Origin of the sequence: Paenibacillus sp. FSL F4-0100 (assembly GCF_037993005.1) — a bacterium.
Classification (GTDB): domain Bacteria; phylum Bacillota; class Bacilli; order Paenibacillales; family Paenibacillaceae; genus Paenibacillus_AQ.
The window spans coordinates 196,560-220,106 of the sequence record NZ_CP150303.1; the positions used below are offsets into that span (position 1 = coordinate 196,560).

The window sequence follows — 23,547 nt, forward strand, 5'->3', positions numbered from 1 at the left end:
TAAAACAGGGAGCCGAGGGCTTCCTGTTTTTAGGTTGCACTGAGCAACTTTGCTCTGAAGGAGCGAAGGGTTGAGATGGCATATGAATGATTTATGCCTTTACTTGTCATTGCATTTATGTGACAATATTCACAAATGGATTAACATTAAAAAAGTATTCATGAATAGGATCCGTGAGGATTCCGTTCATAAGATATGTTAAATGATAAAGCAATGCATAGATGGATGTTGTCTTTCCAAGTAAAGGAGCGTTATTCATGAGGAATAATGGGATTTGTGTCAGCTGCGGCGGCGAGGTATACCCTGCCTCTAACAGATGCGCTCAATGCGGAATGCTGCAGACGTCCGGTCCAACCAAGCACACATTCATGCTGCAGGTCGCTTCGATGATTGGGGCCGGGTTGCTTATTTTTGCGGTCCCGGTGATCCTGCTGCTGATGTGGAGTCATTAGGGTAGAAGCGAATATACATTTTACAATCCCCCCACTTGCAGACTGTGGTCAAAGCGTTCATCAAGTGATGAAATTCGACATGGTTGGCAGGAAGGGGTTTTTGTGCTTGGAGCAGCGAAAGACCTAAATGGGCTTCCCCCTGGAGCTTCAACCGGCATTCCGGACATAAGGGGGAATATTTTATTATACTGGTTGTGTACCGAGACCCCCATCCAGAATGATGTTAAAATACCCCTAATCAGATAAAGGGTGGGATTCGTGATGATACATAAAATGAAGGAATTTGCTGCCGACATTCGTTTTTCGGGAGCTGTGCTCGTAACAGATGAATATGACAACGTCGTATGGGATGGTGCCTTCGGTTATTCCAACCGGGCCGATCACATCCCGAATCAAACAGACACCAGGTTTGGCGTTGCCTCAGGCTGTAAGCTGTTCACCGCTATTGCGGTTTGTCAGCTTATCGAACAGGGCAAGCTGTCGCTGGACAGCAAGCTAAGCGATTGTTTGGATATCCCACTGCCTAATTTTAGCCCGGAGATTACCGTTTTTCATTTGTTGAGCCACAGCTCGGGTATTCCGGATTATTTTGATGAAGAGGTCATGGATGATTTTGAGGATCTGTGGAAAGCGGTTCCCATGTATACACTCCGGAACGGAAGGGATTTTCTACCGCTATTCCAGAGTGAACGAATGAAATTTCAGCCCGGCGAGAGATTTCATTATAACAATGCAGGCTTTGTATTACTCGGTCTGATCGTTGAACAGCATGCCGGAATGCCGTTTCGCGACTATGTCCAGCAGTTTGTATTTGAGCCGTGCGGCATGCAGGATTCGGGATATTTCCCGCTGGATCGTCTGCCCGCGAATACGGCCTACGGGTATATTGATGAGGAGGACGGCACGTGGAGAACGAACCATTATGCTATCCCGATTCAAGGTTATGCCGATGGTGGGGCGTATGTGACGGCACCGGACATGATCAAGTTATGGAGATCGCTTATGAACAATACGCTGCTCACCGCATCCATGACGGAGAAGTTGCTGGCTTCACATAACTTGAATTATGGGCTTGGCGTGTGGATTACCAAGAAAAATGAGGATGTGTTTAAATACCATGTCATGGGCTATGATCCGGGTGTGAATTTTCGGTCTGCTTATTACCCGGCCACCGGTCATACCCTTGTAGTGGCTTCCAATGCCGGTGGTGGCGCTTTTGAAATGATGCAGTTTATCGAGGAAGAATGGTTGAAGTGATCATAATCTACATGAAACAGCCCCGGGCCTTAAATAGGCCAGGGGCTGTTGTTCTGTTGATCCCAAATCAAGCGGGTGCTGAGTTGACTTACGATTCAGCTTTGAAGTACCGATTCGCCGCGGGTCTGAACATAAATATCAAGGCCGCAACAACGGCGATCATATGAAGGGTACGGCTGGAGGCAAATAGTATGGAAATATTGTCTGCTTGAGCAAAGGCGTCCCTAAGGGAACCGCCTGTAATGAGCCATTTGATAGGGTCAATGATTAGGGAGAGAGTGCCAAACCCGCCTAAAAACAAAGCCAATGCGATACGCGCCCAATTCTTTCCACGAAGCATTCTGATCATGATGTAGACAAGGACAGCGAACATCGTCGTTCGTGCGGCGACTTGAATGAGAATACCGACAATTCCAGCACTCGTTAGGCTGGATATTGAATCGATGACAGCCAGGATCATTTCAAATACCCCTGCACCGATAGCAATTATCCATAACAGAAAGGACTGGAACACCTCAAGGGGGGCAGCATCCTTTTTCAAGATCCATCATTCCTTTCGTGCTAGAGTGATCCAATAACGCGTTGTTAGGTGAAACAATATTAAGCGATGGTGCGTCTGGCCGTGAACCACCAGCCTCCTGCAAGCAGAACGAGGGAGATGATCAGCGTGAGTCCGAGTCCTTGCAGCAGCGAATCGTTGAAGAGAAGGGCCAGCAAGCCATCAGCCAGCGTATGCCGGAGTGAAGGAATGGATGTAAAGATAGGGATTGCCGCAATAAATATCACCCAGACCACCCAACCCATTACATGACGCAGACCGGAAAACAGCAGATTCAGTAATGAAATAAGCAGCAGGTAAACACCGAATTGATAGAAGAACATGCCAACGATGCCAAATTGATTCCATCCAAAGATTTCAAGGATGTTGAAGGTATTCTCATATTGTCGTATAAATCCGTTCTCCACCTGAAGCCAGATGATATTGAGGACAGCAAAGATGGCGGACCATATGGAGTAAACCAGAAGCATACCAATATAATATTCTTTTCGTGTAGCTCCTAAATTCATTACCCGCCGGAACAAGCCTGCCGGGAGCACACTGCCTACAAATATCAGGAACACGGTGAGGATGTTAGCCGCAGACACCTGCGTATTCTCCGAACTGTCTCCAAGAGACAGGCTTATGATCACATTTGCAATCAAACTAATCGCAACGGTGCCGAGCATCACCAAGAGATAAGGTCGAAGCTGAAGAAATGAAGCCCTCATGAGTGCGGTGGTCTTATTCAATGGATTGCCCTCCTTCGATTAAATAGGAGAAAAACTTTTGCAGCGGTAAACCGTCAATAGCAATACCAAGCTTGTTGGCTTGTGAACGGTCTGCCTCATGAATGGCTCCATATATCGCGGTTAAGGAACCTTTACCGTAAGATTCTTTATATATCACGTGACGATCCTTCGTAAATTGTTCGATTTGTTCCTGGTTCCCTGTCAACAGATGAGAATTGGCGCGGATATGGTCAACATCGTCATGCAATAACATAGCGCCGGAATCCATGATATAGACTCTCTCAACGACGGTTGCGATCTCATCAATCAGATGGGTCGAGAGCAGGATGGTCCGGGGATGATTGGCATAATCCTCAACCAGAACGCGATAAAATCTCTCTCGCATGAGCACATCCAATCCCAGCACCGGTTCATCAAATACGGTGATCGGGGCCCGGCTGGCCAGACCGATGATGTTTCCGACCAGGGATTCCATTCCCCGTGAAAGCTGGCGGATTTTTTTGTCCGGGTTTAGCTTGAATGTCTTTAGCAGGCTCTGGGCATAGTCCCAGTCCCAGTTCTCGTGAAAGGCCGATGCCAAGCGCAGCACTTCAATCACCTTGGCACCGCCGAAGAACAAATTTTTCTCTCTTACGTAGCAAATTCCCTTTGGGGTTTCTCCACTCTTAAGCGTTACCCCCGAAACCTGAATACTGCCATAGTCGGGAAAAGATCCGCCGGTCATCATATTAAGCAGTGTGGTCTTTCCGGCGCCATTGCGGCCCAGCAAGCCGTAGATCGTATTCTCTTCCAGCTGGAGCTCCAGATTTCGGACCGCTTCCGTACGCCCGTAACTCTTGCTCAGGTTGGAACAGGTAAGTATTGCGTTCATCCTGCTCATCTCCTATCTCTTTTGTTTGATCATTTCAATAACATCCTCGGTGGTCAATTCAAGCTTTTCTGCCTCATCAAGCAGCTTCAATACGAGTTCGTTGTAAAACCGATCCTGTCGCTTGGTCAATATGATCTGTTTGGCATCTGCAGCAACAAACATGCCCAGCCCCCTTTTCTTGTACAAAATCCCTTCATTGACAAGCAGGGCAATGCCTTTTACAGCTGTTGCGGGATTGACCTGAAAAGTACTCGCGAACTGCGACATTGAGATAATCTGATCATCCGCTTGGTATGTCCCGTTCAATATGTCATCTTCAATCATATCTGCGATTTGCTGAAAAATCGGCTGTCCTTCGTCAAACCTGGAATTCATGATATCACCCTGTCGGTATGTTAGTCTTGTAACATACTATAATGCTAGGTGGGAGGATGTGTCAATCAAAAAGAAAAAAACAGACCCAAATGGGCCTGTTTGTGCTGTGAGATACAAAGGCCCCCGTCTCTTCAAGACGAGGGTAAGGGGTGTGATCAAGCTGCAAGGAATGCTATATCCAGCCCTTCTCTTCGGCCATCGAGATGGCCTCAATCCGGTTCTTGGCACTGAGCTTGCTTAAAATCTCAGACATATAGTTGCGGACAGTCCCATAGGACAAGTGAAGCTTCGAGGCAATTTCATTGGAGCTGTTGCCGTCTGCAGCCAACCGCAGCACTTCCCGTTCGCGTTCGGTCAGCGGATTGGCACCCGTACCTGAAAGCGTACCGAATACGAGCTCAGGGGAGACCTCCCGCCGCCCATCCATTACCCGGCGGATGGCTTCTGCCAGCCGTTCACTGGGCTCGTCCTTAAGCAGGTATCCCTGAACTCCCGCCTGCACGGCCCGCTCGAAATAACCGGGTCTAGCAAAGGTCGTAAGTATGATGACTCGGCTGGCATAACCGCGCAGCTTAACTTCCTCCGCTACTTCGAGACCGCTGCGCGCAGGCATTTCGATATCGAGCAGGCATACATCGGGTTGATGCAAGCCAATCAGGGATAGAGCTTCATCGCCGTCGCCGGCTTGACCAATCACGTCAATATCGTCTTCAAAATCAAGCAAGGAAGCCAGAGCGCCTCGCAGCATTCGTTGATCCTCGGCGATCAGCACTTTGATGCTCATGGGTTGTGTCCTCCTTCCGGTTCTTGATGATGATCGGAACACGAATTTCTATTATCGTGCCTTGCTGGTCGGAGCTGGCCTCTACGGTACCCCCGATAAGGGAAAGCCGCTCCACCATGCCTTTCAGGCCATTACTGTTGGATGAAGAAGATGGATATTCTCCTTCGCATTGAAGACCGACTCCATTGTCGGCCACCTCAAGACGCCACTCATTGTCAAGCGACTCGATGGCAATCCGGCACTGGCTTGCCTGACTGTGCTTCACCACATTGGTCACGGCCTCCCGCAAGCAGAGGCTCAGAATATTGTGGGCCAGGTCGGATATTCCCTCCAGCTTCGGGTTACCGGTGCAGATAAACCGGATATCGGCACTCTCCAGAATGATCTGGGCCTCTACCAATTCCTCAGGCAAGGTGGCGGTCCGCATATCGGACACCAGCTCACGTACTTGGCGCAGCGCGGCACGAGAGGTGTTCTGAATCTCCCGGGCTTCCAATTGGGCCTTCTCGGGATTCTTCATTGCCAGCTTCTCGACAAGCTGGCTCTTCAACGTGATGAGGGAGAGGGTATGGCCTAAGGTGTCATGAAGATCCCTGGCGATACGCATCCGCTCTTCGCCTTTAATCAGATTGCGAATCTGCTCGTTAGCCTGCGCGAGCTCCTTCTCCAACTCCTGCCGCCGGTTCAATGAGCGGATACCGAAGGGTGAAAATAGCATGATGAGAAAGAAAGGAATCATAAAGACCAGATCCTTCCAGCCCAGCAAGCTCGCATTTTTGATTAAAGGAACGGTCTCGATGATGCCGAACAATACGAGGGAGATCGTGAAATTACGCCGGTCGGTATACCAGCCGATGAAATTGGCCGTAAAGAAGCCCATGTACATGTAGGTTGGGTGGTACCACATGCAGAGAATGAAAATGATGGACATCTGAACGCCCAGCCACGCAAAGAAACGAGGGGTGCCCGCGGCGAAGTAGAGCTGGCGGTACGTGACGAGAAACAAGGCAATAAGCGTAAAGCCGATCCCCATCTTCCATCCTTGTTCGCTCATCATGTTGATCACGGGCAGGGATATATAAATGAGCCATAAATAGGGGAAAAACCCCAATTGCGTTGGAAACACCTCAAACCCTGCAGATTTCGCGTCTTTCAATTTTTTCATGAAGCCATCATCCTATCCCCTTAATCGGCTTGTTGTTTTTTCCGAATATAGGTGGATAGTAACATAAATACTACCAAATATCCTGCCAAAACCATGAAATTATCCAAGCCCGGCGCTTCTCCGCGCACGATCGACCAGGCACCTCCGCCGAAATGGTAGGAGGGCATCCACTTGCCGATAGCTTGCATGATAGAAGGCATCGCCTCGATTGGGAACCACATCCCGCCCGTCACGGCCAGCCCTAAGTAGATGCCGTTGCTGACACCGCTTGCCGTATCGACCCGTTTCATGGAGCCGATCAGGGTACCGATGGCAAGAAACGGGACGGATGCGATCAGAATCCACAGTCCGCTGAGCAGCCATTGTCCGAGGGTGAGGGAGACGCCGTTAATCAGGTAGCCGGCTACGAATATCACGATGATACAGAGCAGATGCATGACTGTCTGCACAAACATTTTGCCAAAGAAATACACGCTGCCGGGAAGTGGCGTTACCCGCATATATACAGCCCAGCCCTGGACTCGCTCTTGCACGAGGCGAATGCCGAGCGACATGATGGCGGTGCCCATGACACTGAAGGATGCCATCGACATCAGATAATGCGCCTGCCATTGTCCAGTATCGTCGGCCCCCGTATTCACGACCCGAGTAAAGATGAAATAGAACAGAATCGGCATAGCGAGCGACCAGAAAATATAATACGGATTGCGCACCATCCGAAGCAGCTCCATCTTGCACTGTATGGCCAGCAGTTTCCAGGTTGTCATGATTATACGGCCTCCCCTTGATTCATCGTTAATTGCTCAAATGCTTCATCCAGGCTTCCTTGATCGATGCGGATATCACGTACAGCCAGCCCGGCCCGAAACAGAGCTGCTAGTGCAGTGTCCGTATTATCCGTTACGGCGTTCAGCCGACCGTTCAGTTCATATACATCCGTTACGCCGGGGACCTCATGAAGCAGCTCCTTGACCTGCTGGCGATCCGCATCGACGATAAAGGAGAGCGACCTTCGGGTCAGCTTAGCCTTAATAGCTTCTGGCGTGCCGTCTGCAGTAACCTGACCCTGGTGGAACAGCAGAATGCGGTCAGCCATATCGTCCGCCTCTTGCAGATAGTGGGTGGTGAACAGAATCGTCTTGCCCTGATCGGCAAGCTTGCGTACCGTCTGCCAGAATAACCGGCGTGCTGATGTATCCAGGCCGACCGTTGGTTCATCGAAGAATAACAGCTCGGGGTTCCCCGCAATCGCCAGTGCAAAGCTGAGCTTGCGTTTTTGGCCTCCGGACATTTTGACAGCCCATTTGTTAAGCTCCTCTTTTGTAAGCCCGCTAAGCAGAGCGATGTCTGAAAGCGACAGCGGATTCGGATAATAGCCGCGAATGAGATTGATGATTTCACGCGTGCGGAGCCCGTCCATGACGCTCACCTCTTGAAGCATGGCGCCGATCTTCTCGCGGACCTTCAAGTCCTTCGGGCTTTGACCGAACAGGAGGACCTCGCCTTCGCTGGCGTCTTTAAGACCAAGCATCATGGAGATGGCGGTTGATTTACCCGCTCCGTTTGGCCCGAGAATGGCCGTGATAGATCCTTTTTCTATAGTAAACGACACTTGGTTGACTGCTTTTTTGCTTCCGAACATTTTGGTTACCTGCCGTAGTTCCGCAATAGGTTCATGGATTGGTTTTGACATGGTATCGCTCCTTTCGTAATCGAAATGATCTGAATTCATCATACGAAAGCGAGGGAATGCCCGTTAGTAAAGGATGTCATCACTTTGGAGTGACATTTGTCATGTGCGATCTGCTGAAGATTAGAGGAGGTCTGATTATGAACAAATAAAGGCGGTTTCGAGCTTCTTTGTATGCGCTTACACATGCGCGACTAAAGGACTGCCTACGGTTTCCTGTCACGTTGTCTTCTCTTGACCGCAGGAGTGCCTTCAATTATAGTGGGTACAGTAGGAGCAATCTATAATATAGAAGGAAAAAGGTGGCTTGAAACATGTCTGAGAACATCTACGTCGGTGTCGATCTGGGCGGAACAGCAATTAAAGTTGGAATTTGCAATGAAGAAGGGCATCTTCTGCATAAGTATGAGGGGCCGACGGAAACAGCCAAAGGCGTTGACACGGTTATTGACAACATTGAGAAATATGTGCGTCACATTGTAGAAGAATCGCCATACAGCTGGGATCAACTTGCTGGTGTGGGAGCTGGATTCGCCGGATTTACGAATATTCGTGAAGGCATCATAATTTTGGCACCGAATGTAGGATTTAAAGATGTACCGATTCGCGCACTGCTTGAAGAGCGTCTCGGCAAGCCCGTCAAAATAGACAACGACGCCAATGTAGCTGCATTGGGTGAAGCTTGGAGCGGCTCAGGCCGCGGCGTTGAGAACTGCGTATGCTATACACTGGGTACCGGTGTCGGCGGAGGCATTATTATTAACGGCAAAATTTATCAGGGGTTTGGCGGCATGGCTGGCGAGCTTGGACATATCTCGGTTGTGCCGGACTTGGAAGCGATTCAATGCGGATGCGGTGAAATGGGCTGCCTCGAGACGGTTTCGTCGGCAACCGGCATTATCCGCATGGCGAAGGATGCCGTAGAGCGTGGCGACCGTACTTCCCTTGCCCATGTAGAGAGCATTGCGGCGAAGGAAGTGTTTGACGCTGCAAAAGCCGGCGATGAAGTTGCCGTTCGGATCGTGAATCGCGCAGCTTATTACCTGGGCAAATCCATGGCTGCCGTTGCGGCCGTGTTGAATCCGGAAGCCTTTATTATCGGCGGCGGCGTATCCAAAGCCGGCGACATTCTGTTTAATGAAGTTCGTGCTGTATTTGCGAAGCTGACACCAGAGCCGCTTCAGCGAGGTGTACGCATCGTTCCGGCTGAGCTCGGCAATGATGCCGGCGTTGTAGGCGCTGCTGGTCTGCATTTGCGTTCGTAGTCATTAATCACCATACATCGTCTGATCTAAACTTATAAGGGAGGGAAAGCTGATGCTGGAAGCAGCCAACCGCGGCAGCAACACATCATCCATGGCCACCCTGATCATCATCACCGGGATGTCGGGAGCAGGTAAGACCTTGGCCGTACAAAGTCTGGAGGATCTTGGATTCTTTTGCGTCGATAACCTGCCTCCGGTGCTCATTCCCAAATTCGCGGAGCTGATCGAACAATCCAAGGGGAAGATCGGCAAGGTTGCATTGGTCATCGACCTGCGTGGCCGCGAATTTTTCACGGCTCTATCAGAGTCTCTGAGTTACATCAAGGATCACTTTACCATCCATTGCGAGATTCTGTTCCTGGATGCAACGGATTCCGTGCTTGTTCAACGCTATAAGGAAAGCCGTCGTCGCCATCCCCTCGCTCCGGAAGGCATGCCGCTTGACGGTATAAGGTTGGAGCGCAAAATGCTGGATGAGCTGAAGAATTCGGCCACTCAGGTGATCGATACCAGCAATATGAAGCCTGTGCGATTGAAGGAGAAGATTATCTCCCGCTTCACACATCTGGAGAGCAGCACGTTATCGGTAAATATTACATCCTTTGGGTTTAAATACGGTATTCCGATTGACGCTGATCTGGTGTTTGATGTGCGCTTTCTGCCCAACCCGCACTATATTGAGCAGCTGCGTCCAAATACCGGCCAGAACAGTGATGTATATGAATATGTGATGAAATGGCCGGAGACACAGGCTTTCTTAACCAAACTGCTCGATATGCTGCATTTCTTGATCCCGCAGTATCGTAAGGAAGGAAAAAGCCAGGTTATTATCGGCATTGGCTGTACCGGCGGGAAGCATCGCTCCGTTGCGATAGCGGAATACCTTGGCAAAATGCTGGGCGTTAGCGAAACGGAGACGGTATCCGTGAGTCACCGTGATTCTGATCGGGATCGGCATTAATTAAGGGAAGTGATAAATGTGGCTGTGCAAGCTAAAAAGCGTCCCCGTATCGTGGTGATGGGTGGAGGAACCGGGCTGTCAGTCATGCTGCGGGGACTCAAGGAAAAGCCGCTTGATATTACGGCCATCGTTACCGTCGCTGATGATGGGGGAAGCTCCGGCATACTGCGTAGCGAATTGCAGATGCCGCCCCCGGGAGATATTCGAAATGTACTTACAGCGCTTGCCGATGTGGAGCCGCTGTTATCCGATATATTGAAATACCGTTTTAAGAATGGCTCGGGACTGGCCGGGCACAGCCTCGGCAATTTAATCTTGGCTGCCATGACGGATTTGCACGGTGATTTTGTCACGGCAGTCAAGGAGATGAGCCGGGTTTTTGTTGTTCGTGGACAGGTGCTGCCTGCGGCGGGTGAAGCTGTTATTTTGCATGCGGAGATGGAGGACGGTTCCATTGTGACCGGTGAATCCAAAATCCCGGAGGCTGGACAGCGTATTAAGCGGATCTTCCTGGAGCCAGAGCATGTCGAGCCACTGCCGGAGGCGCTGGAGGCGATTCAGCAGGCCGATGCGATTCTGATCGGTCCGGGAAGCCTGTATACCAGTATTTTGCCCAATTTGCTTGTTCCCAAGCTTGCTGAAGCCATCGTATCCTCTGAGGCGATCAAAATGTTCGTGTGCAATGTGATGACGCAGCCTGGAGAAACCGATAATTATACAGTGAGTGATCATTTGCAGGCCGTTTACGACCATATTGGTCTTCATCTGTTCGATTATGTTATTGTAAATGATGGAGAAATCCCGCCTCAGGTTCAGGATAAGTATGCCCAGAAGGGTGCTAAGCCCGTGTTCCTGGATCGTGATGAGGTGACCAGCAGAGGGTACAAACTCATTGCAGATAAGCTTGTGCTATTTAGAACATACTTAAGGCATGACGCTGACAAGCTGAGCAACCATATTTTTCAGCTGGTACAGGATTGGATTACACGAAAGGGGTGAGTACCTTGTCCTTTGCGGCACAGACGAAGAAAGAACTGACAATGATCGAAAGCCAGAACTGCTGTGAAAAAGCCGAGCTGTCCGCGCTCATTCGGATGAACGGTTCTGTTCAACTTTCGAACAAAAAGGTAATCCTGGATATTTCAACGGAAAATGCCGCGATTGCAAGACGTATTTATTCCTTAATTAAGAGGCATTTCCAGGCGCATACTGAACTTTTGGTGCGTAAAAAAATGCGTTTGAAGAAGAATAACGTATATATCGTTCGTATTCCCGCCCAGGTTCAGGAGATACTTAAAGAACTGTGCATCGTTTCCGAAGGCTTTCTGTTCCAATCGCGGATTGATAAACAAATCGTTCGCAAAAATTGCTGTAAACGCGCCTATTTGCGCGGTGCCTTTATGGCTGGCGGATCCGTGAACAATCCGGAGGGGTCTTCGTACCATCTCGAAATTGCCTCAATGTATGAAGAGCACTGCCAGTCGCTGGTGGATCTGGCGAATGAATTTCATCTGAACGCACGTTGTATCGAGCGGAAGAAAGGATTTATCTTCTACATTAAGGAAGGCGAGAAAATTATCGAATTCCTTAATCTAATCGGTGCCCACCAGGCATTGTTCAAGTTCGAGGATGTTCGTATTATGCGGGACATGCGTAACTCGGTAAACCGGATCGTGAACTGCGAGACCGCCAACCTGAACAAAACGATCGGCGCTGCCGTCCGTCAAATTGAGAACATCAAGCTGCTTCAAAAGGAAATGGGTCTTGAGAATTTGCCTGATAAACTGCGGGAAGTGGCGGAAATTCGACTGGCTCATCCGGACATGAATCTCAAGGAAGTCGGCGAGCTTCTTAAAGGAACCGTTAGCAAATCCGGCGTCAATCACCGTCTGCGCAAAATCGACGAATTGGCCGAAAAGATTCGGAATGGGTAAGAATTTTTTCTTCTAGTGTCCTGTATGGTAAAATGGTATAATATTATAAAATGTCAATCGCGCTTTCAATGCAGCAGATTTATTAGATAGGGGGTAATTTTCATGACAAAGCACCCGGTAGTCGTTCGGTTAAAGACGGGTCTTCACGCCAGACCGGCCGCGCTGTTCGTTCAGGAAGCGAATAAATACTCATCTGAAATCTTCGTTGAAAAAGATGATAAAAAAGTAAATGCCAAAAGTATCATGGGAATTATGAGCCTTGCGATCAGCTCTGGTACGGAAGTTTACATTAGTGCTGAGGGAGCCGACGCTGAGCAAGCGGTTACTTCACTCGTGAACTTGGTGAGCAAAGAGGAACTCGAGAACCAATAAGGGCAACCGTGATTGAAGTTTAAGAAAAGTCTTGTTACTGCAAGGCTTTTTTTGCTATCAAGCTCTGGTATTGCTGGGATTCTCGCTTGATTCTACGTACATAAGAATAGGTTTTAAGAGAAGGGGCGGAGACATCCGCCCTTTTTCAATTTTGGGGCCCCCGCAAAGGATTTGGAATAAACATCGTAGCATAAGCTCCACTTTGTGGGGTTATTTTGCGTTGTTTTCATAAAATTAAGCCTTCGTTTAACTTCAGTTTAACTTGTTGATATATTCTTTCCTTACAGATGATAAATAGGGATGGAAGGGAAGAGAAACCGATGAGAGAAACGGATCATACTTCTATACAAGAAATAACGCAGGAAAAGTCGGCCGGCAGCAACAAAGCAGGTTCGCAGGCCTTCTTCCGGCTGTTGAAAGAAACGAAACCTCCGATGCTGCTGCTGATTGGAGCGATCCTGCTGAGTGTGGTATCAACCCTGATCGGACTAGTCATTCCGATGTTTACAAAGAGCCTGGTGGATGGCTTTTCCTTAACGGATATGAATCGTTCCCATATCATCGGGCTTGGCATTGCGTTTGTGTTGCAGACGATTGCCTCGGGGGTCTCGATTTTCCTGCTGAGTTATACGGGACAGAAGATGGTGGCTGCCCTTAGGGATCGGCTGTGGAAAAAGCTGCTTGTGCTGCCGATTCGCTACTTCGATCATAACCGTTCAGGGGAATCGGTTAGCCGAATGACGAATGATACAGGAGTGATCAAAAGTCTCATATCGGACCATGTGGCCGGATTCTTCAGCGGGATCATTTCTATTGTCGGTTCCATTGGGGTACTCCTCTATTTAAACTGGAAGATGACGCTGACGATGTTTATCGTCATTCCGATTGCAGCGCTGATTCTTGTGCCGCTTGGCAAGAAAATGTATAAAATATCGCTTGGCATGCAAGATGAGACAGCTACGTTTACGGCGAATATCAGTCAGGTGCTGTCGGAAATTCGCTTGGTTAAAGCTTCTAATGCTGAGGACAGAGAGTATGAGAATGGGCATAAAGGGATTACTAATCTGCTGAATTTCGGGATCAAGGAAGGTGTGGTATCCGCCTGGATCGCGCCGTTGATGTCCTTCGTGCTGATGATGCTGCTGGTGGTGGTCATCGGGTATGGCGGACTTCAGGTATCCACAGGGGCGCTGACCGCTGGGGAGCTGGTTGCGTTTATCCTGTATCTGATTCAGATCGTGATGCCGATGACGCAGTTAACGACGTTTTTTACCCAGTTTCAGAAGGCTAAAGGAGCAACGGAGCGAATATTGGAAACACTGGATGCAGAGGAAGAGTCCATTTCGGCCGGTACTGATGTGGTGAACGCGAATCAGCGGATGTCCATCGAGAATCTTTCGTTTGGTTACAAGCCGGATGAGCTGGTGCTGCATGATATCAGCTTTCAGATGGAGCCGGGCACGGTCACGGCCGTGGTTGGACCGAGTGGCGGAGGCAAAACGACGCTGTTTTCCATGCTGGAGCGTTTTTACCTTCCGCAAAAAGGGCAGATTCGATTGGGCAAGACGGCGATCGATACGTTCTCTTTACGCTCATGGCGCGGATTGATCGGCTATGTTTCACAGGATAGTCCAATGATTGCGGGAACCATTCGTGACAACTTATGTTATGGGATGGACCGGAAGGTGAGCGATGGGGAGATCCGAAGAGCGGCAGAAATGGCCTATGCGGATGGATTTATCGACGAGCTGCCTCATGGCTTTGATACGGATGTGGGCGAACGGGGCGTGAAGCTCTCGGGTGGACAGCGGCAGCGGATTGCCATCGCCAGAGCCCTGCTGCGGGATCCCAAGATTCTGATGCTGGACGAAGCCACTTCCAGTCTGGATAGTCGTTCCGAGATTGAAGTGCAGAAGGCACTCAAGAACCTCATGGCTGGACGGACGACGATTATTATTGCGCACCGGTTATCCACGGTGGTAGGAGCTGATCAGATTATTTTCCTTGAAAAAGGAACGGTAACCGGACGGGGAACGCATGATGAATTGATTGAGCAGCATGATATGTATAGGGAATTTGCCGTGCAGCAGCTGCAAATGAATGAAACGATCGAGGCCTAAGGCCTAAGGGCGCTTTGAAGATGCTGGGGAAGAAGGGAGGGCCACCATGGCAAAAATATTGGTAGTGGACGATGACCCGAACATCCGCGAACTCATAAAGGTATTCCTGGAGGAAGCGGGAATGGAAGAGGTGTTCGAAGCTTCGGATGGCGTCGAGGCCTTGTCCGTCATGGATCAGACATCCGTCGATCTGGTCGTGATGGATATCATGATGCCGAATATGGACGGATGGGAGTTATGCCGGGAGATCCGGAGGAACACCGGTATTCCGGTGCTGATGCTGACGGCCAAAGGGGAAACGAGGCAGATCGTGAAGGGCTTTGAGCTGGGCACCGACGATTATCTGGTGAAGCCCTTCGAACCCGCGGAGCTCGTTGTGCGCGTCAAAGCGCTGCTGAAGCGGTATCAGGTAGCCGCATCGCAGACGGTGACCGTCGGCAAGCTGCAGATGAACCGCAGAACCTATGAGGTCAAGGCGGGTGATGAGGTTTTTACCCTGCCGCTGAAGGAGTTTGAGCTTCTCTTCAAGCTGGCCAGCTACCCGGGGAGCACGTTGACGCGTGATCGGTTGATCGAAGAGATATGGGGCTATGACTTTGAAGGGAACGAACGGACGCTGGACGTCCACGTGAATCGGCTGCGGGAGCGGTTCCCGGAGGAGAAGTACCGGTTCAGGATTCGGACGGTGCGCGGGCTGGGATATCGCCTGGAAGCAGGTGAGGGCTGATGAAAAAAACACCCAAAATCTTGTGGAAGATCGTTCGAGAAACGCTTCAGACGATTTTGGTCTTCGCGGTCTTGGGAGCGTCATGGACGGCGGCGACTTATGTGACTCGGTTTGTTTACACCTGGACGGGAACCCCGCCGTGGGATTATGCCATCCAACTGATCGACTTGTTTGTCGGCGTGATCATTTTCTTCCTGTGCATGCTGGTCGTGGGCATGTTCTTCAAGCACCGGCAAATGGCCATGCTGAATTCCATTACGGATGCCATGCGACGGATATCGCAGGGGGACTTCAATGTAAAGATGAACGAAAATGAATGGCGCGGGGAGTTCAAGATGATCGCGAGCAGCATTAACGACATGGCCGGCGAATTGGGGCGGATGGAGACCATGCGTCAGGATTTCATCTCTAATGTGTCCCATGAAATCCAATCCCCACTTACTTCGATTCGGGGATTTGCCCGAGCGCTCCGAAGTCCCCGCCTTACGGAGGAGAAGAGAGCCCGTTATCTGGAGATCATCGAAGGAGAGAGCCGCCGCTTGTCGCAGTTGAGTGACAATCTGTTGAAGCTGTCGTCCCTGGAAGGAGAGCAGCCGGCATTCGAAAGGGCCCGCTACCGGCTCGACGGGCAGCTGCGTGCGGTCGTCTTGGCGAATGAACCGCAATGGCTGGCGAAGCGGATTCAGGTGGATCTGGACCTCGCTGAGGTAGAGATTGAGGCAACGGAGGATCTCCTGAGTCAAGTATGGAACAATTTGCTGCACAACAGCATTAAATTCACGCCCGAAGACGGCATGATCACGATCGTGCTGAAAGCAGGAGAAGACGGGGCCGAGGTTACGATGACGGATTCGGGAGTCGGGATGTCGGAGTCGGATCAGCTGCATATATTCGAACGCTTTTACAAAGCGGACAAATCGCGCAATCGCGCCGCTGGCGGCAGCGGGCTGGGATTATCCATCGTGAAGCGGATCGTCGATATTCATCAAGGGAAAATAACGGTCCAATCCGAGCTTGGACAGGGGTCGACTTTTACGGTGATGGTCCCTTATAAGCGATCTCTGGATACGAAGTAAGGATTGTGCAGTGAAGGTTTGACATTAAAATTGTACGTGAAGATGTGACATGAAGTTGGATATGAAGTTTAGATGGGCTTGGATATGAAGAATAGATGGGTTTAATGAAGTACGTGGGGAGCTGACATAAAAAGGACGCTGATCGTGTGACTCTCCTCCAGGAAGGCGGGAAGGTATAGAGGATTAGGACTGTTTCGGGGATGTTCCCAAGCAGGTGTGAGGAGATGGCTGCTTACCCGCCATATCTGGAACAACTTGAACCGGATATGTCCATAGAACAGGAGTAAGGGCTATGATCGCCCCTACTCCTGTTTGAGCTGTGCGTGATGCGATATGGACAAACTCACCGAGTCGGGTTAAAGCAGGTGAATTAGCTAAAACGGTCGCGAATTTAGCGGACCCCAAGGACCTTATTTGCCGAATTAAGCGCCGTATCCTAAAATAACGGACTCCAGATCCGTTATTTTAGGATTTGTTTAGGTAAATGCCGCCTTTTGGAAGGAATAACGGATCCTTGGTCCGGAAGTTTCCGGAAAACAGCCATTTTCCCTCAAATAAGGTACTCTCGGTCCGTTAGCTCCACTAAAGCAGCGTGCAGCCATCGCACGACCACCGCAGTCGACTCTAATTTTAATGCACATGCCATTATTAGCCGTATGATAACCGGTTAGTCTCACCCTAACGGGCTAGCCGGAAGGGTCACTGGTTACTGCATGAATCTAGTCGACAGCCCTCCAAGCCTGACCCGGAGCACACACCGTGCGCACAGAGAGCAGAACGCACAGAGAGCAGTACACACAGAGAGCAGTACACACAGGGAGCAGTATGCCAGGGAGCAGTACGCCAGGGAGCAGAACGCACAGAGAGCAGAACGCACAGAGAGCAGTACACACAGGGAGCAGCCCGCAAGGTACATGTAGCTACACGGCAGCGGTTTGTTAAAGATAGGTTAGCTGCGTGATTACAGCACCTTTTCCAAAAAGCTAATCGTCCGCTCATGCTTCGGTCTGCCGAACACTTCCTCTGGCGGGCCTTCCTCTACGATGTATCCGCCATCCATGAAGATCACCCGGTCCGCAACCTCGCGGGCAAAACCCATCTCGTGCGTGACAATCATCATCGTCATGCCTTCGCGCGCCAGATCCTTCATGACGCCGAGCACTTCGCCGACCATCTCGGGGTCCAGCGCCGATGTCGGCTCGTCAAACAGCATGATGTCCGGATTCATCGCCAGCGCCCGGGCGATCGCCACACGCTGCTTCTGACCGCCCGACAGTTGGCTCGGGAAGGCCTCCGCTTTATCGGAGAGGCCTACTTGCTCCAGAAGCTTTAGCCCCGTGGCACGAGCCTCGGATGCGTTCTGCTTGCCCAGCTCGACCGGGGCAAATGTAATGTTCTTCAGCACGTTGAAGTGGGGGAACAGATTAAAATGCTGGAACACCATGCCGATGTTCTGGCGCGCCTTGTTGATGTCTGTTTTAGGGTCATTGATATCCTTGTCATGCACGAATACCCTGCCTGCCGTAATGTCCTCCAGACGATTGATGCAGCGCAGGAAGGTGCTTTTGCCGGAGCCCGAAGGCCCGATGACACAGACAACTTCGCCTTCCTGGACCTGCATGTTAATGCCCTTCAGCACCTCATTCGTGCCAAAGTTCTTCTTCAGTCCTTCTACGCGGATTTTATCCATGACGCACCTTCCCTTCTAGACGGCCCGAAATTTTGGTCAGAATCGTGATCACGACCAGATACATGATGGCGACCACGAGCCAGATATCAAACGAAGCGAACGTTCTTGCAATGATAATTTTCCCGGATTGGGTCAATTCGACCAGACCGATTACCGATAGGATCGACGTATCCTTGAGCGTGATCACGAGCTGGTTAATAAAGGTCGGAATCATCACTTTGATCGCTTGGGGAATGATGATTTTCATCATGGCTTTGCGGTATGGCAGACCGAGCGAGCGGGCAGCCTCCAGCTGTCCAGGGTCAATGGATTGGATACCGCCCCGGATAATTTCCGTTACATAAGCACCGGCATTCAGGCTAAGTGTCAGGACCGCTGCCACGATCGGCGACATCGTGAAGCCGAGTGCCTGCGGAATACCAAAGTAGATGAAGAAGGCAAGGACTAGCAGCGGTATGCCGCGGAAAATGTCCACGAATACGGTTGCGATGCCTCGGAGCCATTTATTGCGTCCGACCTTCATAAAGCCGAATATCAACCCTAAGAAAAACGCGAAGAACAGCGATACGATGGTCAGCAGCAGTGTATTGCCAAGGCCCTTCAGCAGCGAAGGCAGCGACTCCACGATCAGCTCCCAGCGGCTTTGAGTCGCCGCGCCTACGGCATTTTCGCCAATGTATTTTGCCTTAATACGTTCATACTCTCCGCTTGCCTTCAGGTTGATCAAGCCGGCATTGAATTTCTCCAGAAGCTCCTGGTTCCTTCCCTTGCCGACGGCAAATCCGTAGGAGGCGCCGGGCTCCATTTCCGTGACGATCTTCAGTCCGTTGTTCTGTTCGACTCCATAAGCCAATACGGGGAAGTCGTCAAAACAGGCAACGGAATTGCCGGTCCTGACATCGTCATACATCTGGGCCGAATCGTCAAAAGGCACGATGGTGAATCCGTACTTGGAGGATATGGATTCAGCAAAGCTGTAGCCCTCCGTACCGGTTTTGACGGCGACTTTTTTTCCTTTTAAATCCTCATACCCTTTGATGGACTCCTGATCCTTGCGAATGGCCATGACCACACCTGAGTCAAAATAAGGATCGGAGAAGTCGAATTTCTGCTTCCGCTCATCCGTGATGCTCATGCCGGCAATGACTCCGTCCACCTGGTTGGCTTCCAGCGCCTGAACCGCCGCATTGAAACCGAGCGGCTTGACTTCATATTTGAAGTTCTGATCTTTCGCGATCGCATCCAGCAGATCCATGTCGATACCGACAAAATTGCCGCTAGCATCCTGGAATTCAAACGGGGCAAACGTAATGTCTGTTCCGATCTGATAGGTTTTACCGGAGGCTGGCTCTGCCGCGGCGCTTGCCGCAACGTATGGCATGCCCGCTGCCATGAGTATCAGCAGTGACATGAACGCGTATAACATCCGGAATGATTTCATAGTGACCTCCTCTTTTTAACACCGATGTAGTTAGTTACCCATGAAGGCTTCCTTATTAAACAGTTGCCGTCATCTTCATTGGGTATCTTATTGTGCTGATCCACCAATCATGCCTAGATATACCAATTAACAGGGGCGTATCAACAAAGTTAAAGAAAAATCTCAAAACGCTTCGTTCCGGATGCAACATTTACCAATGCCCTCACGTTAGAAGGGTAAGGCAAGCATGGCAGCGATGCCAATATAAAGGAGGCTGACAATAATGAAAAGATGGGTCAAACAAGTAGGTTCCATCATGATTGCTGGTGCACTGTTGACTGGCAGTACGGCAGTAGTAGGATTGAGCGGGGCAACCGAGGTGCATGCGGCGGAGGCAGCACAGCAAAACCTTCTTACCGTACTCGGTAAAGGCGAGATCTCGGTGAAGCCAGATATCGTATATCTTTCCATTGGGGCTGAATCGTATGCGGAAACCGCAAAATCCGCACAGAAGAGCAATGCGCAGAAAATGGATAAGATTACGAAGATGCTGAAAGAAACATGGAAGATCGATGACAAGGATATCAAAACCGAACAGTTCTATGTACAGCCTAACTATACGTACTCTGATGATAATGGACGTAAAGTGAAGAATTACAGTGCTTATCATTCTCTGGAAGTCACTCTTCGCGACTTGAGCAAAGTCGGCGATCTGCTCGATGCAGCGTCTGATGCCGGCGCCAATTCCATTGGCAACGCCCGTTTCTCGGTCGAGAACCGTGATGCTTTTGAAGCCCAAGTGATAGATAAAGCCGTGGCAAATGCGGACCTGAAAGCCCAAGCGATGGCAAAAGCCTCCAAGCGTCAGTTGGGTATCGTGCTTAACATTGTGGAAGGTTCTGTGGGTATAGATAACATCTACGGCCTCGAAAAAATGGCGATGGAAGCACAGTCCGTTGCAGCGGACGCGGGTGCCAACACATCCGTGAAGCCGGGCGAGATCAAAATCTCGACGCAGCTGTACGTGCAATATGAGCTGAAATAGTAACTGTTTTCGACTCATAATACTAAAAACCGTTCATCCGGGTCTTTATCGGTGGACGGTTTTTTGTGCATCCCTTTTCGAAAAATGAAATACCATTATCCGGTCCTGTATCCGTGCCTTCCCTAGTTGAAATACACAGAAAAGTGTTGTGTATAGGGGGAAAACGAGGTATAGTGAATATGCGAAAAACTGAACTTTATCTTAAACGTTACAGCCATACCCATGGATATGGCTTTTTTTTCTTAGTAGAGACTTCTAGACGCTCCCGCCCTTAAAGAAACGGATTCTGCCAACCTGAGCACGAAAGGCAGTATGACCGTTTCTTCTTAGTGGGGAACGTTTTTGTGCATACTGGCTAGCTGGAATGTACACATGGAATAGGTCACATCTGAAGAAGGGGTTGATGCATGTGATTGAACTTGTCCAGATCGAGAAGCATTTTCAGGGACAAGCGGTCGTGCATCCGCTGTCGCTCTCCATTAAAGAGGGGGAATTCTTGACTTTGCTGGGCCCCAGCGGCTGCGGCAAAACGACGATTCTCCGAATGATAGCAGGATTCGAACAGCCGACCGAAGGACAGGTCTGGCTGGCGGGTCAGAATGTGACGGAAATGCCTGCGAACAAGCGGGACTTGAATCTGGTATTCCAACACTATGCTCTGTTTCCGCATATGACCGTAGAAGATAATATTGCTTTTGGGTTGAAAATGAAAAAAATGCCGCGTCAGCTCATCAAAGAGCGGGTGGACGAGGCCGTTGCCATGACACAGCTGACCGCCCTGCGGGAACGCTTTCCGCACCAACTGTCCGGCGGACAGCAGCAGCGCGTGGCCATCGCCCGCGCCATCGCTAACAAGCCGAAGGTGCTGCTGCTGGATGAACCACTGGGCGCATTGGATCTGCAGCTCCGCAAAAATCTGCAGTCTGAGCTCAAGCATTTGCAGCGGACGCTCGGGATTACGTTTGTCTATGTAACGCACGACCAAGAGGAAGCCATGATGCTCTCCGACCGGATCGTTATCATGAACCACGGACGGGTAGAGCAAATCGGTACGCCGCGCGAGATCTATGCGAAACCGCAAACGCTGTTTGCCGCCACGTTTGTAGGGGAGAACAACGTCTTTTCCTCGCCCGAAGGTCTTTTTGCAGTGCGGCCGGAGAAACTCATTCCGCAGCGGGAGTCGGGTGCCAGGAAGAACGGCGTGATTGAGGATGTACAGTACCTCGGCAGTGTTCATAAGCTGCTGGTCCAATTGGATGATGAACCGATGAAGGTCACGATTGCCCTGGATATCTCGGATGATCATCCTTGGGAGGTTGGTGAACGGGTCGGGGTGAACTGGAACACCAAGGATGAGGTGATCATCGGGCCATGAGGAAATCAAGGTTCCTGTTGACTCCGGTGCTGCTGTGGTTATCCCTGTTCCTGATCGTTCCGATGCTAATTGTGGTCGGCATCTCCCTGCTCTCGCGGGATTCGCTGGGGAATATCGTTTTTTCCTTCAGTCTCGGAGGCTATAAAACCTTTTTTGATCCATTATATTTGGGAATTTACTGGGATACCCTGGTATTGTCGCTGCTGACTACGGTGATTTGCTTGTTAGTCAGCTATCCTTTGGCCTATTATATAGCCAACGCTTCCCCGCGTATCCAAACCTGGGGATTAATTCTGATCACCGTCCCGTTCTGGATTAACTTTCTGATCCGCACTTATGCCTGGGTTCTCCTGCTAAGAACGCAAGGCGTGGTGAACAGCCTGCTGCTGTGGATGGGGTGGATCGACGAGCCGATTCAGATGCTGTATACGTACGGCGCCGTACTTCTCGGCATGGTCTATAATTTCATTCCCTTCATGGTGCTGCCGATTTACGTGGCCCTGGAGCAGATGGATAAGCGTCTGATAGATGCGGCCAGCGATCTGGGCGCATCCAGATGGAAGGCATTCCGCCACATTACCTTGCCGCAGAGCAAATCCGGTATCATGACGGGAGCGGTTCTGGTCTATGTCTCGACTTCCGGGATGTTTGTAGTTACGGATATTTTGGGAGGCGCGAAGTCCTCCATGATCAGTAATATTATTCAGCAGCAGTTCCTGGGTGCGCGCAACTGGCCCTTTGGAGCGGCGTTGTCGGTGATCTTTGTGATCACGTCCCTGGTGCTGATCCTGCTCTTTAACCGGGCGATGCAAGCCCGCCATCAACGCGTAGGGGAGGGGAGATAAGTGAAGAAGAAGAATCACCCGCTGCTCGGGATTCACTCTTTCCTTATGATGGCTTTCATCTATGTACCGATCATCATGATCATCATCTATTCCTTTAATAACACGCGGCTTAGCGGCAACTGGGAAGGATTTACGTTAGATTGGTATGTGTCGCTATTCGAGAACCGGCACGTGATGGAAGCGCTGATGAACAGTTTGACGGTGGCGGTCATATCAACGATCGTTTCCACCCTACTTGGAACCGCGGCGGCGCTCTCGCTTCGGAGTATGGGGCGCAGGGGTCGCAGCGGCATGAATGGGCTGCTGTATCTGCCCGTCATTATCCCGGATATTATTATGGGGCTGTCGCTGCTGGTGCTGTTCAGTCAACTGAACATGCCGCTTGGCAAGACGACGGTGATTATCGCACATATAACGTTCAGCCTATCGTATGTGTATGTCGTGGTGACAGCCAGACTGTCGGGCATGGGCAAACAGCTGGATGAGGCGGCCCAGGATTTGGGGGCTACGCCTTGGCAGACGTTCCGGCATGTTACATTGCCGCAGATTGCTCCGGGCATTATCTCCGGCGCCTTGATTGCATTTACGCTGTCATTGGATGATTTTATGGTCAGTTTTTTTGTCGCCGGCCCAAGCTCAACGACGCTGCCGATCTATATTTACGCTCAGGTGAAGCGCGGCATCTCGCCAGAGATTAACGCGCTGTGTACGCTGCTCATTCTAGTCAGCATCACGCTGATTCTGTTAGCCCAATATATTCTTAACCGCGGCAATGGGCAAAAGAAACATAAAACATTACCGATCTAAGCTTAGATGAACGCTTTTTTCGAAAT

24 protein-coding genes are annotated in these 23,547 nt (G+C 50.4%); 14 read left to right on the forward strand and 10 right to left on the reverse strand.

The window, feature by feature from the left end:
• The first annotated feature begins 257 nt into the window (after positions 1 to 257).
• Together MHH48_RS00980 and MHH48_RS00985 are read left to right on the forward strand one after the other, a co-directional pair.
• Positions 258 to 452, forward strand: a complete 195-nt coding sequence (locus MHH48_RS00980; protein ID WP_076326168.1) for a hypothetical protein — start codon at positions 258 to 260, stop codon at positions 450 to 452.
• Positions 453 to 713: 261 nt separating this feature from the next.
• Complete coding sequence (locus MHH48_RS00985; RefSeq protein WP_076326169.1) at positions 714 to 1,709, forward strand: serine hydrolase domain-containing protein; 996 nt, start codon at positions 714 to 716, stop codon at positions 1,707 to 1,709.
• Positions 1,710 to 1,797: 88 nt separating this feature from the next.
• Here the strand turns inward: MHH48_RS00985 and MHH48_RS00990 are convergent, their stop codons facing one another.
• The 8 genes from MHH48_RS00990 to MHH48_RS01025 all read right to left on the reverse strand — a co-directional run bounded on the left by MHH48_RS00990 (position 1,798) and on the right by MHH48_RS01025 (position 7,887).
• On the reverse strand, positions 1,798 to 2,250 hold the full coding sequence (locus MHH48_RS00990) for a hypothetical protein (RefSeq protein WP_076326170.1): 453 nt from the start codon (positions 2,248 to 2,250) through the stop codon (positions 1,798 to 1,800).
• 59 nt (positions 2,251 to 2,309) lie between these two features.
• Positions 2,310 to 2,999, reverse strand: a complete 690-nt coding sequence (locus MHH48_RS00995) for a hypothetical protein (RefSeq protein WP_083659842.1) — start codon at positions 2,997 to 2,999, stop codon at positions 2,310 to 2,312.
• Positions 2,992 to 3,870 carry an ABC transporter ATP-binding protein gene (locus MHH48_RS01000; protein ID WP_076326171.1) on the reverse strand — a complete coding sequence of 293 codons (879 nt, stop codon included), beginning with the start codon at positions 3,868 to 3,870 and terminating at the stop codon, positions 2,992 to 2,994. The genes MHH48_RS00995 and MHH48_RS01000 overlap by 8 nt, the downstream gene beginning before the upstream one ends.
• Before the next feature lie 12 nt (positions 3,871 to 3,882).
• Positions 3,883 to 4,245, reverse strand: coding sequence for a GntR family transcriptional regulator (locus MHH48_RS01005; RefSeq protein WP_076326172.1), 363 nt, complete (start codon positions 4,243 to 4,245; stop codon positions 3,883 to 3,885).
• A 172-nt stretch (positions 4,246 to 4,417) separates the two neighbouring features.
• The gene (locus tag MHH48_RS01010) at positions 4,418 to 5,029 is read right to left on the reverse strand and encodes a response regulator transcription factor (RefSeq protein WP_076326173.1); all 612 of its coding nucleotides are present in this window, start codon (positions 5,027 to 5,029) and stop codon (positions 4,418 to 4,420) included.
• Entirely contained in the window at positions 4,962 to 6,194 is a 1,233-nt protein-coding gene (locus MHH48_RS01015) for a sensor histidine kinase (RefSeq protein WP_076326174.1), read from the reverse strand. The genes MHH48_RS01010 and MHH48_RS01015 overlap by 68 nt, the downstream gene beginning before the upstream one ends.
• Before the next feature lie 20 nt (positions 6,195 to 6,214).
• On the reverse strand, positions 6,215 to 6,961 hold the full coding sequence (locus MHH48_RS01020; RefSeq protein ID WP_076326175.1) for an ABC transporter permease: 747 nt from the start codon (positions 6,959 to 6,961) through the stop codon (positions 6,215 to 6,217).
• 2 nt (positions 6,962 to 6,963) lie between these two features.
• Positions 6,964 to 7,887, reverse strand: a complete 924-nt coding sequence (locus tag MHH48_RS01025) for an ABC transporter ATP-binding protein (protein WP_076326176.1) — start codon at positions 7,885 to 7,887, stop codon at positions 6,964 to 6,966.
• 311 nt (positions 7,888 to 8,198) lie between these two features.
• Here MHH48_RS01025 and MHH48_RS01030 point away from each other — a divergent pair, with 311 nt between their 5' ends.
• The 8 genes from MHH48_RS01030 to MHH48_RS01065 all read left to right on the forward strand — a co-directional run bounded on the left by MHH48_RS01030 (position 8,199) and on the right by MHH48_RS01065 (position 16,339).
• A complete protein-coding gene (locus MHH48_RS01030) occupies positions 8,199 to 9,149 on the forward strand; it encodes an ROK family glucokinase (RefSeq protein WP_076326177.1) in 951 nt (316 codons plus the stop codon).
• Between the two features lie 52 nt (positions 9,150 to 9,201).
• Positions 9,202 to 10,110, forward strand: a complete 909-nt coding sequence (gene rapZ, locus MHH48_RS01035) for an RNase adapter RapZ (RefSeq protein WP_076326178.1) — start codon at positions 9,202 to 9,204, stop codon at positions 10,108 to 10,110.
• A gap of 57 nt (positions 10,111 to 10,167) precedes the next feature.
• Positions 10,168 to 11,109, forward strand: coding sequence for a YvcK family protein (locus tag MHH48_RS01040; RefSeq protein WP_174819264.1), 942 nt, complete (start codon positions 10,168 to 10,170; stop codon positions 11,107 to 11,109).
• A 5-nt stretch (positions 11,110 to 11,114) separates the two neighbouring features.
• Positions 11,115 to 12,044, forward strand: coding sequence for a DNA-binding protein WhiA (whiA, locus tag MHH48_RS01045; protein ID WP_076326180.1), 930 nt, complete (start codon positions 11,115 to 11,117; stop codon positions 12,042 to 12,044).
• Between the two features lie 102 nt (positions 12,045 to 12,146).
• Positions 12,147 to 12,416: an HPr family phosphocarrier protein gene (locus tag MHH48_RS01050; RefSeq protein WP_006207570.1), complete on the forward strand. Its 270-nt coding sequence runs from the start codon at positions 12,147 to 12,149 to the stop codon at positions 12,414 to 12,416.
• A gap of 320 nt (positions 12,417 to 12,736) precedes the next feature.
• Positions 12,737 to 14,536, forward strand: a complete 1,800-nt coding sequence (locus MHH48_RS01055; RefSeq protein ID WP_083659843.1) for an ABC transporter ATP-binding protein — start codon at positions 12,737 to 12,739, stop codon at positions 14,534 to 14,536.
• A 46-nt stretch (positions 14,537 to 14,582) separates the two neighbouring features.
• A complete protein-coding gene (locus MHH48_RS01060; protein ID WP_076326181.1) occupies positions 14,583 to 15,263 on the forward strand; it encodes a response regulator transcription factor in 681 nt (226 codons plus the stop codon).
• Entirely contained in the window at positions 15,263 to 16,339 is a 1,077-nt protein-coding gene (locus MHH48_RS01065; protein WP_076326182.1) for a HAMP domain-containing sensor histidine kinase, read from the forward strand. Before MHH48_RS01060 ends, MHH48_RS01065 begins: the two co-directional genes overlap by 1 nt.
• A 961-nt stretch (positions 16,340 to 17,300) precedes the next feature.
• Here the strand turns inward: MHH48_RS01065 and MHH48_RS01070 are convergent.
• The gene (locus MHH48_RS01070) at positions 17,301 to 18,029 is read right to left on the reverse strand and encodes an amino acid ABC transporter ATP-binding protein (RefSeq protein WP_076326183.1); all 729 of its coding nucleotides are present in this window, start codon (positions 18,027 to 18,029) and stop codon (positions 17,301 to 17,303) included.
• Positions 18,022 to 19,410, reverse strand: a complete 1,389-nt coding sequence (locus tag MHH48_RS01075; RefSeq protein ID WP_256720848.1) for an amino acid ABC transporter substrate-binding protein/permease — start codon at positions 19,408 to 19,410, stop codon at positions 18,022 to 18,024. The genes MHH48_RS01070 and MHH48_RS01075 overlap by 8 nt, the downstream gene beginning before the upstream one ends.
• A gap of 322 nt (positions 19,411 to 19,732) precedes the next feature.
• Here MHH48_RS01075 and MHH48_RS01080 point away from each other — a divergent pair, with 322 nt between their 5' ends.
• The 4 genes from MHH48_RS01080 (at position 19,733) to MHH48_RS01095 (ending at position 23,521) form a co-directional block, all read left to right on the forward strand.
• Positions 19,733 to 20,494 carry an SIMPL domain-containing protein gene (locus MHH48_RS01080; RefSeq protein WP_076326185.1) on the forward strand — a complete coding sequence of 254 codons (762 nt, stop codon included), beginning with the start codon at positions 19,733 to 19,735 and terminating at the stop codon, positions 20,492 to 20,494.
• Positions 20,495 to 20,897: 403 nt separating this feature from the next.
• Entirely contained in the window at positions 20,898 to 21,869 is a 972-nt protein-coding gene (locus tag MHH48_RS01085) for an ABC transporter ATP-binding protein (protein ID WP_076326186.1), read from the forward strand.
• The gene (locus tag MHH48_RS01090; protein ID WP_076326187.1) at positions 21,866 to 22,714 is read left to right on the forward strand and encodes an ABC transporter permease; all 849 of its coding nucleotides are present in this window, start codon (positions 21,866 to 21,868) and stop codon (positions 22,712 to 22,714) included. Before MHH48_RS01085 ends, MHH48_RS01090 begins: the two co-directional genes overlap by 4 nt.
• A 45-nt stretch (positions 22,715 to 22,759) precedes the next feature.
• Positions 22,760 to 23,521, forward strand: a complete 762-nt coding sequence (locus tag MHH48_RS01095; protein ID WP_179090738.1) for an ABC transporter permease — start codon at positions 22,760 to 22,762, stop codon at positions 23,519 to 23,521.
• Positions 23,522 to 23,547: the final 26 nt, after the last annotated feature.

Excerpts from the sequence above, each read along its gene's own strand:
- MHH48_RS00980 (WP_076326168.1), top strand. The coding sequence starts at position 258 with ATGAGGAATAATGGGATTTGTGTCAGCTGCGGCGGCGAGGTATACCCT.
- MHH48_RS00985 (WP_076326169.1), top strand. The coding sequence starts at position 714 with ATGATACATAAAATGAAGGAATTTGCTGCCGACATTCGTTTTTCGGGA.
- MHH48_RS01000 (WP_076326171.1), bottom strand. The coding sequence starts at position 3,870 with ATGAACGCAATACTTACCTGTTCCAACCTGAGCAAGAGTTACGGGCGT.
- MHH48_RS01005 (WP_076326172.1), bottom strand. The coding sequence starts at position 4,245 with ATGAATTCCAGGTTTGACGAAGGACAGCCGATTTTTCAGCAAATCGCA.
- MHH48_RS01010 (WP_076326173.1), bottom strand. The coding sequence starts at position 5,029 with ATGAGCATCAAAGTGCTGATCGCCGAGGATCAACGAATGCTGCGAGGC.
- MHH48_RS01015 (WP_076326174.1), bottom strand. The coding sequence starts at position 6,194 with ATGAAAAAATTGAAAGACGCGAAATCTGCAGGGTTTGAGGTGTTTCCA.
- MHH48_RS01020 (WP_076326175.1), bottom strand. The coding sequence starts at position 6,961 with ATGACAACCTGGAAACTGCTGGCCATACAGTGCAAGATGGAGCTGCTT.
- MHH48_RS01025 (WP_076326176.1), bottom strand. The coding sequence starts at position 7,887 with ATGTCAAAACCAATCCATGAACCTATTGCGGAACTACGGCAGGTAACC.
- MHH48_RS01030 (WP_076326177.1), top strand. The coding sequence starts at position 8,199 with ATGTCTGAGAACATCTACGTCGGTGTCGATCTGGGCGGAACAGCAATT.
- rapZ (WP_076326178.1), top strand. The coding sequence starts at position 9,202 with ATGCTGGAAGCAGCCAACCGCGGCAGCAACACATCATCCATGGCCACC.
- MHH48_RS01040 (WP_174819264.1), top strand. The coding sequence starts at position 10,168 with ATGGGTGGAGGAACCGGGCTGTCAGTCATGCTGCGGGGACTCAAGGAA.
- MHH48_RS01050 (WP_006207570.1), top strand. The coding sequence starts at position 12,147 with ATGACAAAGCACCCGGTAGTCGTTCGGTTAAAGACGGGTCTTCACGCC.
- MHH48_RS01055 (WP_083659843.1), top strand. The coding sequence starts at position 12,737 with ATGAGAGAAACGGATCATACTTCTATACAAGAAATAACGCAGGAAAAG.
- MHH48_RS01060 (WP_076326181.1), top strand. The coding sequence starts at position 14,583 with ATGGCAAAAATATTGGTAGTGGACGATGACCCGAACATCCGCGAACTC.
- MHH48_RS01065 (WP_076326182.1), top strand. The coding sequence starts at position 15,263 with ATGAAAAAAACACCCAAAATCTTGTGGAAGATCGTTCGAGAAACGCTT.
- MHH48_RS01070 (WP_076326183.1), bottom strand. The coding sequence starts at position 18,029 with ATGGATAAAATCCGCGTAGAAGGACTGAAGAAGAACTTTGGCACGAAT.
- MHH48_RS01075 (WP_256720848.1), bottom strand. The coding sequence starts at position 19,410 with ATGCCATACGTTGCGGCAAGCGCCGCGGCAGAGCCAGCCTCCGGTAAA.
- MHH48_RS01080 (WP_076326185.1), top strand. The coding sequence starts at position 19,733 with ATGAAAAGATGGGTCAAACAAGTAGGTTCCATCATGATTGCTGGTGCA.
- MHH48_RS01085 (WP_076326186.1), top strand. The coding sequence starts at position 20,898 with ATGCATGTGATTGAACTTGTCCAGATCGAGAAGCATTTTCAGGGACAA.
- MHH48_RS01090 (WP_076326187.1), top strand. The coding sequence starts at position 21,866 with ATGAGGAAATCAAGGTTCCTGTTGACTCCGGTGCTGCTGTGGTTATCC.
- MHH48_RS01095 (WP_179090738.1), top strand. The coding sequence starts at position 22,760 with ATGATGGCTTTCATCTATGTACCGATCATCATGATCATCATCTATTCC.